General features: G+C 65.4%; 12 protein-coding genes. 3 read left to right on the top strand and 9 right to left on the bottom strand.

Features of this window, described 5'->3' with window-relative positions:
• Window positions 1-34: 34 nt before the first annotated feature.
• Window positions 35-979 carry a F510_1955 family glycosylhydrolase gene (locus QWY28_RS22720; RefSeq protein ID WP_300955204.1) on the bottom strand — a complete coding sequence of 315 codons (945 nt, stop codon included), beginning with the start codon at window positions 977-979 and terminating at the stop codon, window positions 35-37.
• Window positions 976-1,524 carry a DUF2269 domain-containing protein gene (locus QWY28_RS22715; RefSeq protein WP_300955203.1) on the bottom strand — a complete coding sequence of 183 codons (549 nt, stop codon included), beginning with the start codon at window positions 1,522-1,524 and terminating at the stop codon, window positions 976-978. The genes QWY28_RS22720 and QWY28_RS22715 overlap by 4 nt, the downstream gene beginning before the upstream one ends.
• Window positions 1,525-2,163: 639 nt before the next feature.
• Here QWY28_RS22715 and lnt point away from each other — a divergent pair.
• On the top strand, window positions 2,164-3,771 hold the full coding sequence (gene lnt, locus QWY28_RS22710) for an apolipoprotein N-acyltransferase (RefSeq protein WP_300955202.1): 1,608 nt from the start codon (window positions 2,164-2,166) through the stop codon (window positions 3,769-3,771).
• Window positions 3,772-3,898: 127 nt separating this feature from the next.
• Here lnt and QWY28_RS22705 read toward each other — a convergent pair whose 3' ends face one another.
• The 5 genes from QWY28_RS22705 to QWY28_RS22685 all read right to left on the bottom strand — a co-directional run bounded on the left by QWY28_RS22705 (window position 3,899) and on the right by QWY28_RS22685 (window position 9,512).
• Window positions 3,899-5,959 carry an N-acetylmuramoyl-L-alanine amidase gene (locus QWY28_RS22705; RefSeq protein WP_300955201.1) on the bottom strand — a complete coding sequence of 687 codons (2,061 nt, stop codon included), beginning with the start codon at window positions 5,957-5,959 and terminating at the stop codon, window positions 3,899-3,901.
• A gap of 369 nt (window positions 5,960-6,328) precedes the next feature.
• Complete coding sequence (locus tag QWY28_RS22700) at window positions 6,329-6,874, bottom strand: DUF3152 domain-containing protein (RefSeq protein WP_300955200.1); 546 nt, start codon at window positions 6,872-6,874, stop codon at window positions 6,329-6,331.
• A 665-nt stretch (window positions 6,875-7,539) separates the two neighbouring features.
• Entirely contained in the window at window positions 7,540-7,845 is a 306-nt protein-coding gene (locus QWY28_RS22695) for a hypothetical protein (protein WP_300955199.1), read from the bottom strand.
• A 40-nt stretch (window positions 7,846-7,885) separates the two neighbouring features.
• Complete coding sequence (locus QWY28_RS22690) at window positions 7,886-8,590, bottom strand: M23 family metallopeptidase (protein WP_300955198.1); 705 nt, start codon at window positions 8,588-8,590, stop codon at window positions 7,886-7,888.
• A 253-nt stretch (window positions 8,591-8,843) separates the two neighbouring features.
• Window positions 8,844-9,512: a TlpA family protein disulfide reductase gene (locus QWY28_RS22685; RefSeq protein ID WP_300955197.1), complete on the bottom strand. Its 669-nt coding sequence runs from the start codon at window positions 9,510-9,512 to the stop codon at window positions 8,844-8,846.
• Between the two features lie 219 nt (window positions 9,513-9,731).
• Here QWY28_RS22685 and QWY28_RS22680 point away from each other — a divergent pair, with 219 nt between their 5' ends.
• Together QWY28_RS22680 and QWY28_RS22675 are read left to right on the top strand one after the other, a co-directional pair.
• Window positions 9,732-10,187 carry a TlpA family protein disulfide reductase gene (locus QWY28_RS22680; RefSeq protein WP_300955196.1) on the top strand — a complete coding sequence of 152 codons (456 nt, stop codon included), beginning with the start codon at window positions 9,732-9,734 and terminating at the stop codon, window positions 10,185-10,187.
• A 250-nt stretch (window positions 10,188-10,437) separates the two neighbouring features.
• Window positions 10,438-10,650, top strand: a complete 213-nt coding sequence (locus QWY28_RS22675) for a heavy-metal-associated domain-containing protein (RefSeq protein ID WP_300955195.1) — start codon at window positions 10,438-10,440, stop codon at window positions 10,648-10,650.
• A 204-nt stretch (window positions 10,651-10,854) separates the two neighbouring features.
• On the opposite strand, the gene ccsB is transcribed toward QWY28_RS22675, so the two are convergent.
• Window positions 10,855-11,931, bottom strand: coding sequence for a c-type cytochrome biogenesis protein CcsB (gene ccsB, locus QWY28_RS22670; RefSeq protein WP_300955194.1), 1,077 nt, complete (start codon window positions 11,929-11,931; stop codon window positions 10,855-10,857).
• Window positions 11,928-12,647, bottom strand: coding sequence for a cytochrome c biogenesis ResB family protein (locus QWY28_RS22665; protein WP_300955205.1), 720 nt, complete (start codon window positions 12,645-12,647; stop codon window positions 11,928-11,930). The genes ccsB and QWY28_RS22665 overlap by 4 nt, the downstream gene beginning before the upstream one ends.
• Between the last annotated feature and the right edge of the window lie 100 nt (window positions 12,648-12,747).

Raw genomic sequence — 12,747 nt, 5'->3', positions numbered from 1 at the left:
CTTGTTGGTCTCTTCGACGATCCGGACAGCTCCCTCACGGAACTCCCGGTCGTACTTCTTCCGCTTCTCTGGCATCTCGATCCTCATTGTCGATGCCTCTACGGTCCGGGGGGAACCTCAAGGAGTTGTCTGCTGAGCCGGTGACCACAGGTGTCCATGAACGCCCGCGGTCGCTGCACTCGAACACGCCACCCTCTGTGGCTGCGAACCAGCGGTCCTCGTCGACTTCGAGCGCAACCGCCGCGCCAGGCAGATCTCCAACCTTGCTCCACTGGCTGGGCCCACCGATGCTTGTCATGACTGACCCGTCCGGGGTGATGCCGACGAGGGGGCCGTCCGGCTGCCAGTCGATCATGGTCAGTGTCGGCGCTCCCTCGACAGGTACGAGCGCACCCATATCCGAAGAACGCACGAGGGCTCCGCGCTCAGTGGTGGCGTAGACCGTCTTTGGGTCGCTCGGATCGGCCGCCAGGTCGTAGAGCGACTGCGTCGCGATGGTGTCCCAGGTGGTGCGATCATCGGTGACGATGAGGGAAGCCGTGTGGGAATCGTAGGCGTAGATGCGGTTGCCGATCGGCTCGATGGCATGAAGATCCGCTTCCCCGGTCATCGACACTGCGGTCCAGGTTTTAGCAGCGTCTGTGGACTCGATCAGTCCCAGGCTGGTCGGTTGGTCTCGTTCACGTATATCGGGGTGGCCGCTTCCAAGGAAGTGGTCGGGGCCGATTACTGCGAACCCCATGGTGTCCTGCCATCGGTTCGCGATGCGTTCCGCCTTGGAGCCCTCGACTCGGAAGATACCGAAGTGGGAGGCGACGTACAGGTTGCCGTCCGCGGGGTTGATTCCCAGGCCGTGAATATGTCCGAAGCCTGCGTCGATCGCGGCGGTCTCGTTGGCGGCTTGTTCATCCCCAGTGCATGAGGCGAGAAGGACGGCGCTGGTGGTGGCAGCGAGGACGGCGTGAAGTGGGCGTTTCAATCGATTCCCAACCTTGTGGTGTGGTTGCGGGTCTCGCGGTTAAGTCGCGTGCGTTGACCGTGGCGTGTGAGACCTGCGGGTTTGTAGATAGCGAGCACGGTGGCCGCAAGGAGGAGCAAGAGCGCACCGGTGGTGTCCACCAGCACGGTGGGGCTTCGTAGTGCTTGCAGGTCGCCTTGCGCTAGCGGGACCCGGGCAGCGACTTCAGCCAGGCCGTTGAGCGTTGGGGTGTAGGCGATCAGCACGACCGTCGCAATGAGGGTGATGATCAACTTGATGGTGACCCAGTAGTGCTGCATCAGGCCCCACGGAGTGGTGACGGCTTGTGCGATGCCGGTTGCCAGCGATGCCAACGCCAAAGGCACGAGGACAGTCCACGCCGCCCAATCCATGACTAGGTAAGCAGCGGCAGTCAACACTTCGCTGCCCCCGAAGGCAGCGGCGGCGCCCAGGGCGAAGTAGACGATGACCGCACCGAACCAGCCAACTGACGTGCAGACATGGATCGTCAGACCGGCCTTGCGGGCTCGTGGCGCGATCCTCATCCGGGTGGCGGCACTGGTGAGACGGTGACCGAGTTGCCGTTCTCTGACATGTGTCGGCCGAGTCCGTGCTCGCCGCCGCTGAGCAGCGGCGCAACTACCAGGAAGGCGGCAATCACAGCCACGATCACCAACCACCTGACCCACGCGGGGCGACGGGCGCAGATGTGAACGCGGTCGAGTTCCTGACCGGCAGGAAGACGGTTCTTTGCGTTCATCTTGCCTCCACGGGCTGTTGGATCCTGTGCCGCGCGAGCCCGCGGGCGGCGGACATACGCTCGGAGCCGCAGCGATTTCGCGCCTCCATCCTAGACTAGAACGGTTAGTAGGTCGGTGGTGTGCTCGACCTGCGGCAGCCAGTCATGGGACCGTTCGAGTGTGGGCGGGTGCGGGTGACTGGGAATCCGCACCCGTCCACGACTCTTAGCGGCGCGACACGTAGCGCAGGCGCATTTGCGCTCCGAACCGGTGGCAACCCGTCCGTTGTGGCGGCGCCGCAGAGTCAACATACTACTATGTCTTGTAGTAGCCCAAGCGGGCTGAATCGCGCTCCACGCCGGTGGTGTGGCCTGCCTAAGGACATCTGATTCGAACTTCCAGACTTCTTAGACCCTGCTCGAACTTCGCTCCCAGGCGACGCCGATGACGGCGCAATTGGTGCTCGGCGTGGCCCCAGGCGGCGACCAAGAGGTCGCCCGATGGCGTCCACCCCTTTGTTTCCGTTGGCTCGGAAGCGTCGGCGCCTCCGGACTCAGCGGCGGCGTACTTGGCCTCTCGTTCGAGCCGGGACTGGTCGGAGCGGGCGGTTACGCGGCGCCCCTGGCGCTAGCGGCATGGTTTCTGATCGTCACAGGGGCACACGCCAGCGCGGTCTTGGCCGCGTCGAGCGGCTACGTGTTCGGAGCAGCGTTCATCGGCGTCCACCTGTGGTGGTTGACGACTTCCGTCGGGTTGGCAGCGTGGGCGGCGCTCGCTCTCGTCATGCCGATGTGGTGGGTGCCCGTCGCGTTGCTGGCGTTCGGGTCGCGTCGTCGACCGCTATGGCCGATCGCGGCGTCGGCGGGCTGGGCGGCTTCGGAAGTCCTTCGTTCGGCTTGGCCGCTCGGTGGGATGCCCTGGGGTCGACTCGGCGTTGGGGCCGTTGACACCATCTGGGCGCAGTACTTGCCGTACATCGGCATCGCTGGCACATCGTTCGTGGTTGCTCTTCTTGGCGCCACCGCAGCGATCAGTCTTCGTCTCGCGTGGCGCCGTCGATGGCGGTCGTCCATGCGGGTAGCAGCGCTGGCTGCCACGCTGGGTTTGGCCGGCGCGATTATCCCTTACGCAGTCATCGCCGATGACGGACCCGGGGACACGAGCACCATTGCAATCGTCCAAGGTGAGGTGCCCGGTGACGGGACCGCAGTGGCCGCCAACTTCCGGCGCATCTCTACGTTGGTCGCGGACCAAACTGTTGCGCTATCTGACGCGGTCGCGGCGGGTGCCGCTCCCTCGCCTGACCTAGTGGTCTGGCCGGAGAACTCCATAGCAGTCGATCCCGCAACCGACGAGGTAGCCGCCTCGGAGATCCGCCGTGCGGCCAGAGTCTTACAGGCCCCCCTGATGGTGAGTGGAATTGTGGACGGACCAACCGCGAGGACGGCGTACAACAGGTCGCTGGTCTGGGACAACGGCGCACTGAGGGGCGCTGCTTACACCAAGGCCCACCCCGTTCCCTTCGGCGAGTACATCCCATTTCGCCGGTGGCTGTCCGGTTTGTCTGATCGCTTCGCCGAGATTCCGAGGGACATGCTCGCTGGTCGTGCCGATGCGCCGCGGTTAGTTGGGCGCCTCAACGTGGCTACTGCGATCTGCTTCGACATTGCCTACCGCGACCCCCTAGCCGCCCAGGTCGAGGGCGGTGCTGAACTGATCGTTGTCCAGACCAGCAACGCGATGTTCACGGGTACCCGCCAGTTGGGACAGCAGTTCGCCATCTCGAGGGCTCGGGCTGTGGAGTTGGGTCGTCCCGTCGCCGTCTCGTCTCTGAACGGTTTGAGCGGCGTCATCGATCGAAACGGCAACGTCACAGCCTTGTTGCCCGCCCGCAGGGCGGGTTGGATGACCGCAGAGGTAGCCACAGCGAGAGCCGTCACCCCTGCCACAAGGTATGGGGACCTCATCGAGGCCGCCCTCGTGACGGGCGCTGCCGGGCTGATGGTCAGCCCCTTGGTTCGACGACTCCGACGCCGGATTCCGAGGGGCTGAGGTCGCCGCCGCTTCGCAGGCCCGCCTTAGGCCGCTGTTAGGCGGAGGCAACTCGTCGGGACCCTCCGCGTCCCGTGCCTAACCAGGAGTCGCGTCACCGCGGTGCGTCACCGGGGGTCGCTATTTCTCAGCCCATTAGGTCGTACTTCGCGATATCGCTGGCCAGTAGTTGCGGTGCCAGGACCCGCTTACCGCGACCGGGTAGAACCCACAGTTCCCTGCCCCGCTTGGCAACCACGTCGACGCGTCCGTCGCCTGTCAGATCACCGACCCCGCGTAGCGCGGAGTAGCCCTTGACAGTGCCTAGCGGTCGCGGCGGTGCGACGAGTGCGCCGGGGCCGTTGCTGACGCGAAGAGTCAAGGTGCCGTCGCCCGCTCGCTGCACGAAGTCGGGGGCGCCGTCACCATTCCAAAGGCCAACCCCGGTGACTCCTACGTTGTCTGAACTCAGCCCGTACGGCCGTTTGAAGCCGCTGGCACCGTCTCCGGGGTACACGGCAAGGCCACCGTCGCGCTCGACGGCGACAAGATCCGGGACGCCGTCTCCCGAGAGGTCACCAGCGGGGGTGATTTTGCTGAGCCCGATTGCCCGGAGTCCGGTGGCGACGGGTCCCGTGAACGTCGCGGATCTGCGCAGGTCCTTGCCTCCGGTGTAGAGAACCAGGCTGCGGTCGGCCGTTGCTCGCGCCATGAAGTCGCCGTATCCGTCACGATTCCAGTCTCCGACGTTCAGCAGGAGATTCACTCCTGTGAGGTCGACGCTGGACGGCACAGCGGTGAGGGTGAGGGAGCCGTCGGCCGCTTGGCCGCTTCGTGCGACTGTGGCGCGTCCGCTGACACGGTCGCGGAAGATGAAGTCAGGCGCAGGTGTGCCACCGAGGTCCGCCCGTCGCTGCCTGGCAGTGAATGGCGTCTGCCGCGCTGCGGCGGCGGCCCGAATCTCGGGCAGTTTCGCGTAGAGGTAGCGTCCGGGACAGGCGGTCGAGTCAGCATCTCGGTGTCCGCTAACAGCCTGCGTGATCGTGCCGCCGATCGGCTGCTTGGCCTGGACACTCACGCCGTGGAGCGACAGTTTCCACGCGAAGAGACGCGCGTATGCGTCTAGCGTTGCCGCGGTCGGCCGGGCGGTCTCGAAGTTCCCGAGTGCCGACATCGCGAACGCTTCGTCGTTGTAACCAAGCGTGTGCGCTCCGACCACGGCGCGATCGACGCCCCCGTAGCGCCCCTCCCATATGCGGCCAAACCTGTCGACCACGAAGTTGTAGCCAATGTCGCTCCATCCCTTGGCCTGCGTGTGATAGGCGTAGATGCCACGAAGCAGTGCGGGAACCTGCGCACGGGTGTAGTTGTTGGCGTTAACCGTGTGGTGCACGAAGCCGACTGACACTGTCCCGTAGTGCAGGGATCCTGGGTCCCGCAGACGCTCGTCCGCGCCCCATTGGGCTCGGGAGAAGATCGCCGGTTGTTCGGGAACTGAGCCGTCGGCCGATGTCAGCGCGACGGCATCGTCGGTCGTGGACGTCCCGTCGATGAGTGCGGCGCGCTGCAGACGGGGACTGCTGTCCTCCCTCGGGTCAACGATCGCAAGGCGAAGATCAGTCGGCAACGACTGGCCGCCAGGGACGGTGAGCCGAACCTGAACGTCATCAACGACGCCAACCGGAAACGGGTCCGTGCCAGCGCGAGCGTCTCCTGCTTCCTGGCTGGACGGGTCGGGCTCGTGTTCGGCGTCGTAGTCGAAGTTGACCCACCGGGTCCAGTCAGAAGCGGTGCGCGTGCGCGCCCACACAGCGATGTCAGAGGCGCGTGATCGCGTTGTAGGTCGCCAGGTCACGCCGACAGTGCCGTAGCCTTCGACGGGCTCAGGGTCGGAGAGCAGCGCTGTCGCTCCGGCGGGTGACTTTCGGATGCGACCTTGGGTAGGCACTGCAGCGGGCGCTGTTCGGCGGCCCTTGGCTGAACCATTGGCCTTCGGCCCACGGGACGAGCCCTTGGTTAACTGGACTTCGCGGAGGGTTGGTTCGACTGGACCGGAGGCGGTCAACGCCATGGCCGTCTCAGCACGTTCACCGTTCCCGCCGGGCTCGTCGCCGACGATGTAGACGAGCGCAGGAACGGCTAGGGCGGCGATCACGGCGAGCGTGATGAGGCGTCGACGTGCCTCGATGGAGTGGCTGGGGGAAGGCAACCGGTAACTCCTAGTCACGATAGTAGGAATCGTGAGTATGCCAGCGGTCTGGCCCGGGGGCGGGTCATCTGAGCGTGGCGTGTGCCCCAACCACTTGGCCCCACGGGTCGCCGGATCATGGAGTGCGGGCACCACGACAGTGTGAGAGCGACGAGGCACCGCCAGCGATCGGCGGGCCGGTGAGACTCCATCCCCGCGGAGCACCCCCGGGCCGACGGTGCAGAGCGAAGGCCGTCAGGCGGAACTGGTAGCGGTCCGCGACACGGTGCCATCCGGTGGTGCAGCGAAGACGCAATGGAAGCGGTCGCCGAGCAGATCGCGTGTCAGTTCGGGTCGCCGATCTGGCGCGGAGATTCGGCGGGCGACTGCCTAGTCGTTGATGAGGTCGACGTTGACGGGCCAGGGGTTCCTTCTGCAGCCCTGTAAGCCAAGAGTCTGTTGAAGCATGACTGGGGTGGCGGCACCGGGGCGTGGGCATGTCTGATGCGGCCTGCCGAGCGCGTGGCCAACTTCGTGGTTGATGACGTAGCGGCGATAGTTCGCCAGGTCGCCCCGATAGGAGGGCGCCCCGTGGACCCACCGCCAGGCGTTGATAACGACGTCGCTTCCGTTGCGGCAGGAGACGCGACCATTGGTTGCGAGCGGCGCACACAACAGGTCAGTCGTTGCAGGCGTTGCGAGGACAACGCGTATGGCGGCGACGCCGCTGGTTCGGTCGAGCCTGTACTGGTTGCCGCCGCCCCAACCCCGTGCGTCAGCGAGGGTCGCGTCAACGATGCGCGCGAAGACGTTCTTCGACAGCGGCAGCCGGTCTTCGACCTCCACCCGATACAAGGTGCGCGAGCGGCCGCCTACGACGCCACCTCTGTCTTCCATGGCGACGGTAGTGAAGGTGCCTGGGCCCTGCTCGGGCACCGCGATCGCCCGTGGCCTAGACCCGGAAGCCGCGAACCGCGGACCGCGACGTGGCGTGAACTCGTCTGGTGAGTCACTAGCGCCGACCGCCAAGCCGGAGCCTGCCTGACCTCGTTCCTGAATGAACGGCGTAGGCGACTCGGATTCACCAGAGACCGGACGGGTCGCACCGGACCGTGCGTCTGACTGCGCGCCCGATTCCAACGCTGGCGAAAACCTGGGTCCGGAGCCCGGGTTCACTTGGTCGAAGAGTGCGCCGTCGATCAGAAAGCCGATCAAACCTGCCAGGCCTACGAGCCTTATGCAAAGCCCGAGGCTCCTGCGTCGCCGCTTGTGTCGTCGGTCCTTGCGTCGGTGCGCGCGGGTTGGCGCTACACGTACGGTCTTTGGCGCCGGTCGAGCGCTGCGCCGACCTGCCGCCGAGACACCCGGTGAACGGGGTGTTAGCACCGGAGGATTCTTGGCACGTCGGACGCCGGGACGCTTGGCACGGCCGCTGTGCCTCCGCGTTGAGCCGCCGTGCTTACTCACAGATCCACTTTGCTACGCAACGCGGCGCAGCCGCAATCGCCGCAGACGGCAGCCTTCAGCGATGCGACAGGACACCCGCAACGCGATGCGATCGCTCTGGCACCCCGGTCTCGCCTTGTTCGACGACCTCACATTCAGAGCCGCGGATGAGGGTCGGCAAGGAGTGCTCCAACGAGGACCAGAATCAGGGCGGAGGGGTAGCCGAGGAAGATGTCTTGCGCTGCCATGGACATAGGCAATGGTTGGGTTCCGGCATGAGCGACGAGGTGTTGGAGCGCCACTAGAATGCCGCCGCCCATGAGCGTCCAACTAGCCAGGCGTCGGCGGCCCCAGGCCCGCAGTTGCCGGTCGATGTCGCGCTGCGCGCGCTGCAGGCCCACGTCAGTTCCGCCGTCGCCGCGCGACTGACGACGAAGCGTCAGGCTCCTCGCTCTGAACATGACCTCAGGCTACTACCGTTCGTAGTATTGCGGGTAGGAATCAGAGGTACACGCCGCGGGCGGCAAGTGCGGGCGTCGGGTCCACTGGGTCGCCCCCGCCTGGCCTCACCTCCAGGTGCAGGTGCGGACCCGTGACGTTCCCCGTTGCACCGACAGTGCCGACCGAGCCACCCGCCGTGACCGATTGGCCCGCCGCCACTGCAATCGTGTCCATATGGGCGTACCACGTCTCGGTTCCGTCACTGTGCGTGACAACAACCTTGTTCCCGTAGGAGCCGTCGTAGCCAGCAAAGGTGACGACCCCTGTTGCAGTCGAGACGATCGCGGTGCCCGTCGGTGCCGCCAGGTCGATGCCGGTATGGACGGTCGACCACAGAGAACTTGATTGCCCGAAGGTGGCGGTGATGTCGTACGTCGTCATGGGCGCGACCCATTGAGCAGCCGCTCGCGCCTTGGCACGTTCGGCAGCCTCAGCCGCTTCTGCCGCCTTGGCTTGATGCACTGCGCGCCGCCTCGCCTGCAAGGTGAACCTCGCGAGGGCGTCGTCCCGTTCAGCGATGGAGTCCATCAATGCACGCTCGGCCTCAACATCGTCGGCCCCGAGTTTGCTGGCAACCACACGATCGGCGGACCTGGAGACCGTAGCCGACCTCACTCCGAGGGCTACGTCTGCTTCAAGTCCACGCTGCGCCGAGGCGATTGACACATCACCACCCGCGAGCAGGTCTCCATCGTCAACGATCATGACGCCAGTCCCTACCCCGCCGATGGCGAGAGACCCTGCAGCGATGAGTCCAGGCACGTGCAGACGGGTCTTCCCTGGCGACCGCCTGGTCGAGCGTCGCCGCTTCCCGGAAGTGATCTTCGATGCTGTTGCGCGCTTCGTCGCCCGGTGCTTGGAGATGAGTCCGTCCTCCGCTGGTCCGCTTCTCGCCACGCACCGTACTATCCGTCGTAGTAGCAGGCACCATCGGCGACTGGGGTGCGGTGTGGTGGGGTCAGTGTGAGGTCACCTCAGAAGCGGTGGCTGCACTGGCGATGAGCGCTTCGAGGTCGCCCGCCTCGTCTATCCCGCCCACCTTTGTGTGGTGAATAGTTCCGTCCGGCTTGAGGATGACTGTTACTGGCAGCCCGGGAGAGCGGAGGTCGCCCAACAGTTGTCCATCGGGATCGATGACTTGCGCGTACGTGACGTCCACTTCGGACAAGAAACGCGCCGCCTCTAGCGGCCGATCCTTGGTGACGACACCCAGGAAGGAGACGGATCCGCGGGCTCGCTCGGCAACTTCTTGAAGGACTGGCATCTCTGCGCGACACGGTTCGCACCACGACGCCCATAAGTTGATCACAACCGGATGACCATTCAGCAGTGCCAGATCAACGTCAGGCCCGCGCGACAAACACTGCAGCCTTCGGGCAGGCAACCCCGTCGCCCTGGGCGTTCCGTCAGGGGCCTTGGTGGGTGCAACTTCCCGAACGAACTCGCGACAGGGCTGGACGCCGGGCGTCGCCACACGGGTGGCCGTCGTCGTATTCGCCCCATTTCCGTCCGGCTGGGTCGCTGGATTCGACGCGGCGCAGGCAACCAGCGTGCACGCTAGTACTAGCAAGGAGGCCGTGCCGGAGTAGCGCGTGCGGCGGGCGCCTTCGTGGCGCGAGGGCCTCATGCCCATGCTGGCCACCCCCTTCACGAGCCGCGCGGCGATAAGGTTCATACTACGAGGAGTCTTAGTAGGGTGAGGAGGCGTGGGGTGGCATCGACGGAAGCGCGCCGCAGGTTGGTGAGGAGCGTTGGGCTCGTCAGTGGCCTGGTTGTTGGCCTCGGAGGCTGTGGTCTCACGCCGGGGGCCTCGACTCCAAGCCGCGGGTCTGGTGCCGCGGGTGCGGTGATTGAGGAGATTGAAGCGCCTGCGCGGGACAAGTTGCCGTCATTCGAGGGCACGACCCTGGACGGTGAAACGTTTCGCCTTGACGACTACCGCGGACAGCCCGTGGTGATCAATATCTGGGGCTCTTGGTGCGTGCCTTGTCGGACCGAGGCGCCCGCGCTGCGGCGAGCGAGTACGCGGTTTCGTAGCGAGGACGTGCAGTTCGTGGGCATCAACGTCCGCGATAACGACGCGTCAGCCGTGGCGTTCGAGCGAACCTTCGACATCACCTATCCAAGCATCAACACCGAGACGTCCTCGGAAGCGATGCTCGCGGTGTCGTCGGTGCTGCCGCAGAGCGCCGTTCCGTCGACCATCATTCTGGACGATCAGGGCCGCGTCGCCGCTCGCGTGATCGGACCGGGCACGTATGTGACTTTCGAGACCCTGATCAACGCGACGTTGAAGTCGTAGCGCTGGCCCATAGACCTGAGGACCACGACGTGCATCCCAGCCGCCAACGCCGGATCCCTCAGATGCCACGCAAACCCCGCACATGCTGGCCAATTGGCAGCACACTTGGGGGCTCTCACTCCTATACTCCCTGCAGGTATACGTCATGGACGTCAACTTTGAACAGTCACCACAAGTCGTAGGCGGCCATCACGAGCGGCACAAGCATCGAGACCCGGACCTCGCGTCGACCAGCTGAGAGGACCAAATGATGAGCGAACGAGACACCACGATTGCGTACACCGTCGAAGGGATGACCTGCGGCGGCTGCGCCAGCAAAGTCACCCGCGCCGTCGAGGGACTACCTGGGGTAACCGGAACTCACGTTGTGGTGGCCAGTGGCACCCTCAACATCACCGGCGCGGACGTCGACGACGCCGCGGTACGCCAGGCAATCAGCGAGGCCGGATACAGCGTTCGGTGATGACACCCCTCGGAACACGCCGGTTAGCGCACTGAACACGGCGCGTTCTCGCCTTCTGATATCGCGGGGCACGATAGACGGCTCGGTTGTCAGCCGCTTAACCAGGGATTTGGGGTGGCACCGTCCTCTCGGCACGACGACCATGCACCGACTGCCTCGTGCGCCTGAACCGGCACTGCACTCCCCTTGCCGGTGTGGCACTCATCAGAGCCCGGCGTAGGAGTGCAGGCCTCCGCCGAACAGATTGATGCCGATGAAGTTGAAGAGGATGGTTGCGAACCCGATAAGCGCCACCACGGCCGATCGTCGGCCACCCCATCCCGCCGTGGCCCGAGCGTGCAGGTAGGCGGCGTACACCACCCACGAGATGAACGCCCACACTTCCTTCGGGTCCCACGCCCAGTAGCGACCCCACGCGTACTTGGCCCAGATCGGACCTGCGATGAGCGCCGCGAACGTCCAGACGGGAAAGGCAAAAGCGTGGATGCGGTAGGTGACGAGATCGATGACGTCGGCTGGCGGAAGTCGGTTGCCTCGTGTAGCAGTTTCGTCGCGGGGGCCGGCGTCCCCGGCGGGGACGATGTCTGTGGCGGCAGACCGGTTCGAGATGGAGTGTGCGCGACGGCCGATGGTGGGCGTCAGCGGCGATGGCGCCCGGGCTTCGTCGTGGTCCCCGTTGCTGGCTCGTGTCGCGCGCGGAGCGTCGAGGCTCTTGCGTTCGCGCCGTTGTTGGCCGAGGTAGAGGATCGAGGTGAGGGTGCCGAGCGTGAAGGCGCCCGTGGCGATGATCGCGGCGATGACATGGATGACGAGCCAGAACGATTGCAGCGCTGGAACGAGTGGTCCGGCGGGCACGTAAAGCGTGAGCGCTGCGGTCATGAGCGTGGCCAGTACGAGAAAGCTCAGCGGCAGCCCTAGCCATCTCATTCGTAGCGCAAGACTGAGCGCGAGGTAGAGCGCGACTGCGGCGAATGACCCTGCTAGCGCGAACTCGTACATATTTCCCCAGGGCACGCGGTCGGCGGCAAGGCCGCGGCTGATCAACGCGGCGGCATGGATGAGCGCTGCGGCCGCAGTGAGCGCGACCCCGACGCGTCCGCTGAGTTCTCCTACTCGGCCGCTCTCCCAGTTCGCCTTCGGCTCAGGCTCCGGTCTGCGGGGGCGCTCACCGAGTCGGCTTTGAGCCCACTCGGCAAGGTACGCCAGGGCTGCCAGGCCATAGACGACGAAGGCGAACGCGACAGCGCGATCGCTGAACATTGCATAGGTGGAAGGACTCATCGGTTGTCATCCCTGCTGTGAAGATCGTGCTCGCTGTTGCGTACGGGTGCTGCGGCGGCGCGGCCACCATGGTTGTGTGGTGGGCCGTTCGGGTGCGGCTGCTGGCTGCCTGATGCGTGTCGCTGGCGCGAGTCGCGGTCGATGTCGGTCGCGGAGGATCGAGCGGGTCCTACGTCTCCGCGTTCGTAGATGGGACCGGACTGGATGACGTCGAGATCGCGGAGGAGACGGTCGATCTCTCGCGTCAAGTCGCCACCACCGCCCCGCGCTAGGGCGCCAAGTTCGAGGTGTGCGTCTGCTCCCGGCATGGGACGCACCCAGATCCGTCTGGGTCGCACGAACAGTGACGCGGTGACGCCCAGTAGGGCGGCGAGGACGCCTCCTAGAACGATCGGGTCGCCCGGTGAGGTGCTGATCTGCAGTCTCGTCCACGGTTCGATCCCGTCGAAGCGGATGGAACCGAGTCCGTCGGGGAGTTGCCGTGTCTGTCCTGGCCTCAGTGTGAGAGTCAGCGGGTTGCCGGTGCCGTCGCGGACCTGTTCGGCGTCGGTGGTCGAAAGGACGAAGACGGACTGGGGGGCGCCGTCGTTGAGATTGAGGTCGCCTGCGTAGGCAGTCATCTCCAGAACGGGGTCGAGCAGGTTCGGATGTGTCGACCTCGATCCGCCATTCCGTGCGGGTCCGTAGGTCGGTAGGAACTGTGGTTCCCCCCGAATCGTGGAGGGCTTCTCTATGCGGCTTCCCGGTCGGGGGCCGCTGTGTCCTCGTAGTTGACCGGGCTCATCATGCCCGCCGAGCTGTGCCGGCGTTCGTGGT

The organism is Nocardioides oceani (assembly GCF_030412965.1).
GTDB classification, from domain to species: domain Bacteria; phylum Actinomycetota; class Actinomycetes; order Propionibacteriales; family Nocardioidaceae; genus Nocardioides; species Nocardioides oceani.
The sequence above is the reverse complement of the archived record's forward strand: the minus strand, read 5'-3'. Positions and strand labels throughout refer to the sequence as shown.

Coding starts and splice junctions, on each gene's coding strand:
- QWY28_RS22715 (WP_300955203.1), bottom strand. CDS start 1,524: ATGAGGATCGCGCCACGAGCCCGCAAGGCCGGTCTGACGATCCATGTC.
- lnt (WP_300955202.1), top strand. CDS start 2,164: ATGACGGCGCAATTGGTGCTCGGCGTGGCCCCAGGCGGCGACCAAGAG.
- QWY28_RS22695 (WP_300955199.1), bottom strand. CDS start 7,845: ATGTTCAGAGCGAGGAGCCTGACGCTTCGTCGTCAGTCGCGCGGCGAC.
- QWY28_RS22690 (WP_300955198.1), bottom strand. CDS start 8,590: ATGATCGTTGACGATGGAGACCTGCTCGCGGGTGGTGATGTGTCAATC.
- QWY28_RS22685 (WP_300955197.1), bottom strand. CDS start 9,512: ATGAGGCCCTCGCGCCACGAAGGCGCCCGCCGCACGCGCTACTCCGGC.
- QWY28_RS22675 (WP_300955195.1), top strand. CDS start 10,438: ATGAGCGAACGAGACACCACGATTGCGTACACCGTCGAAGGGATGACC.
- ccsB (WP_300955194.1), bottom strand. CDS start 11,931: ATGAGTCCTTCCACCTATGCAATGTTCAGCGATCGCGCTGTCGCGTTC.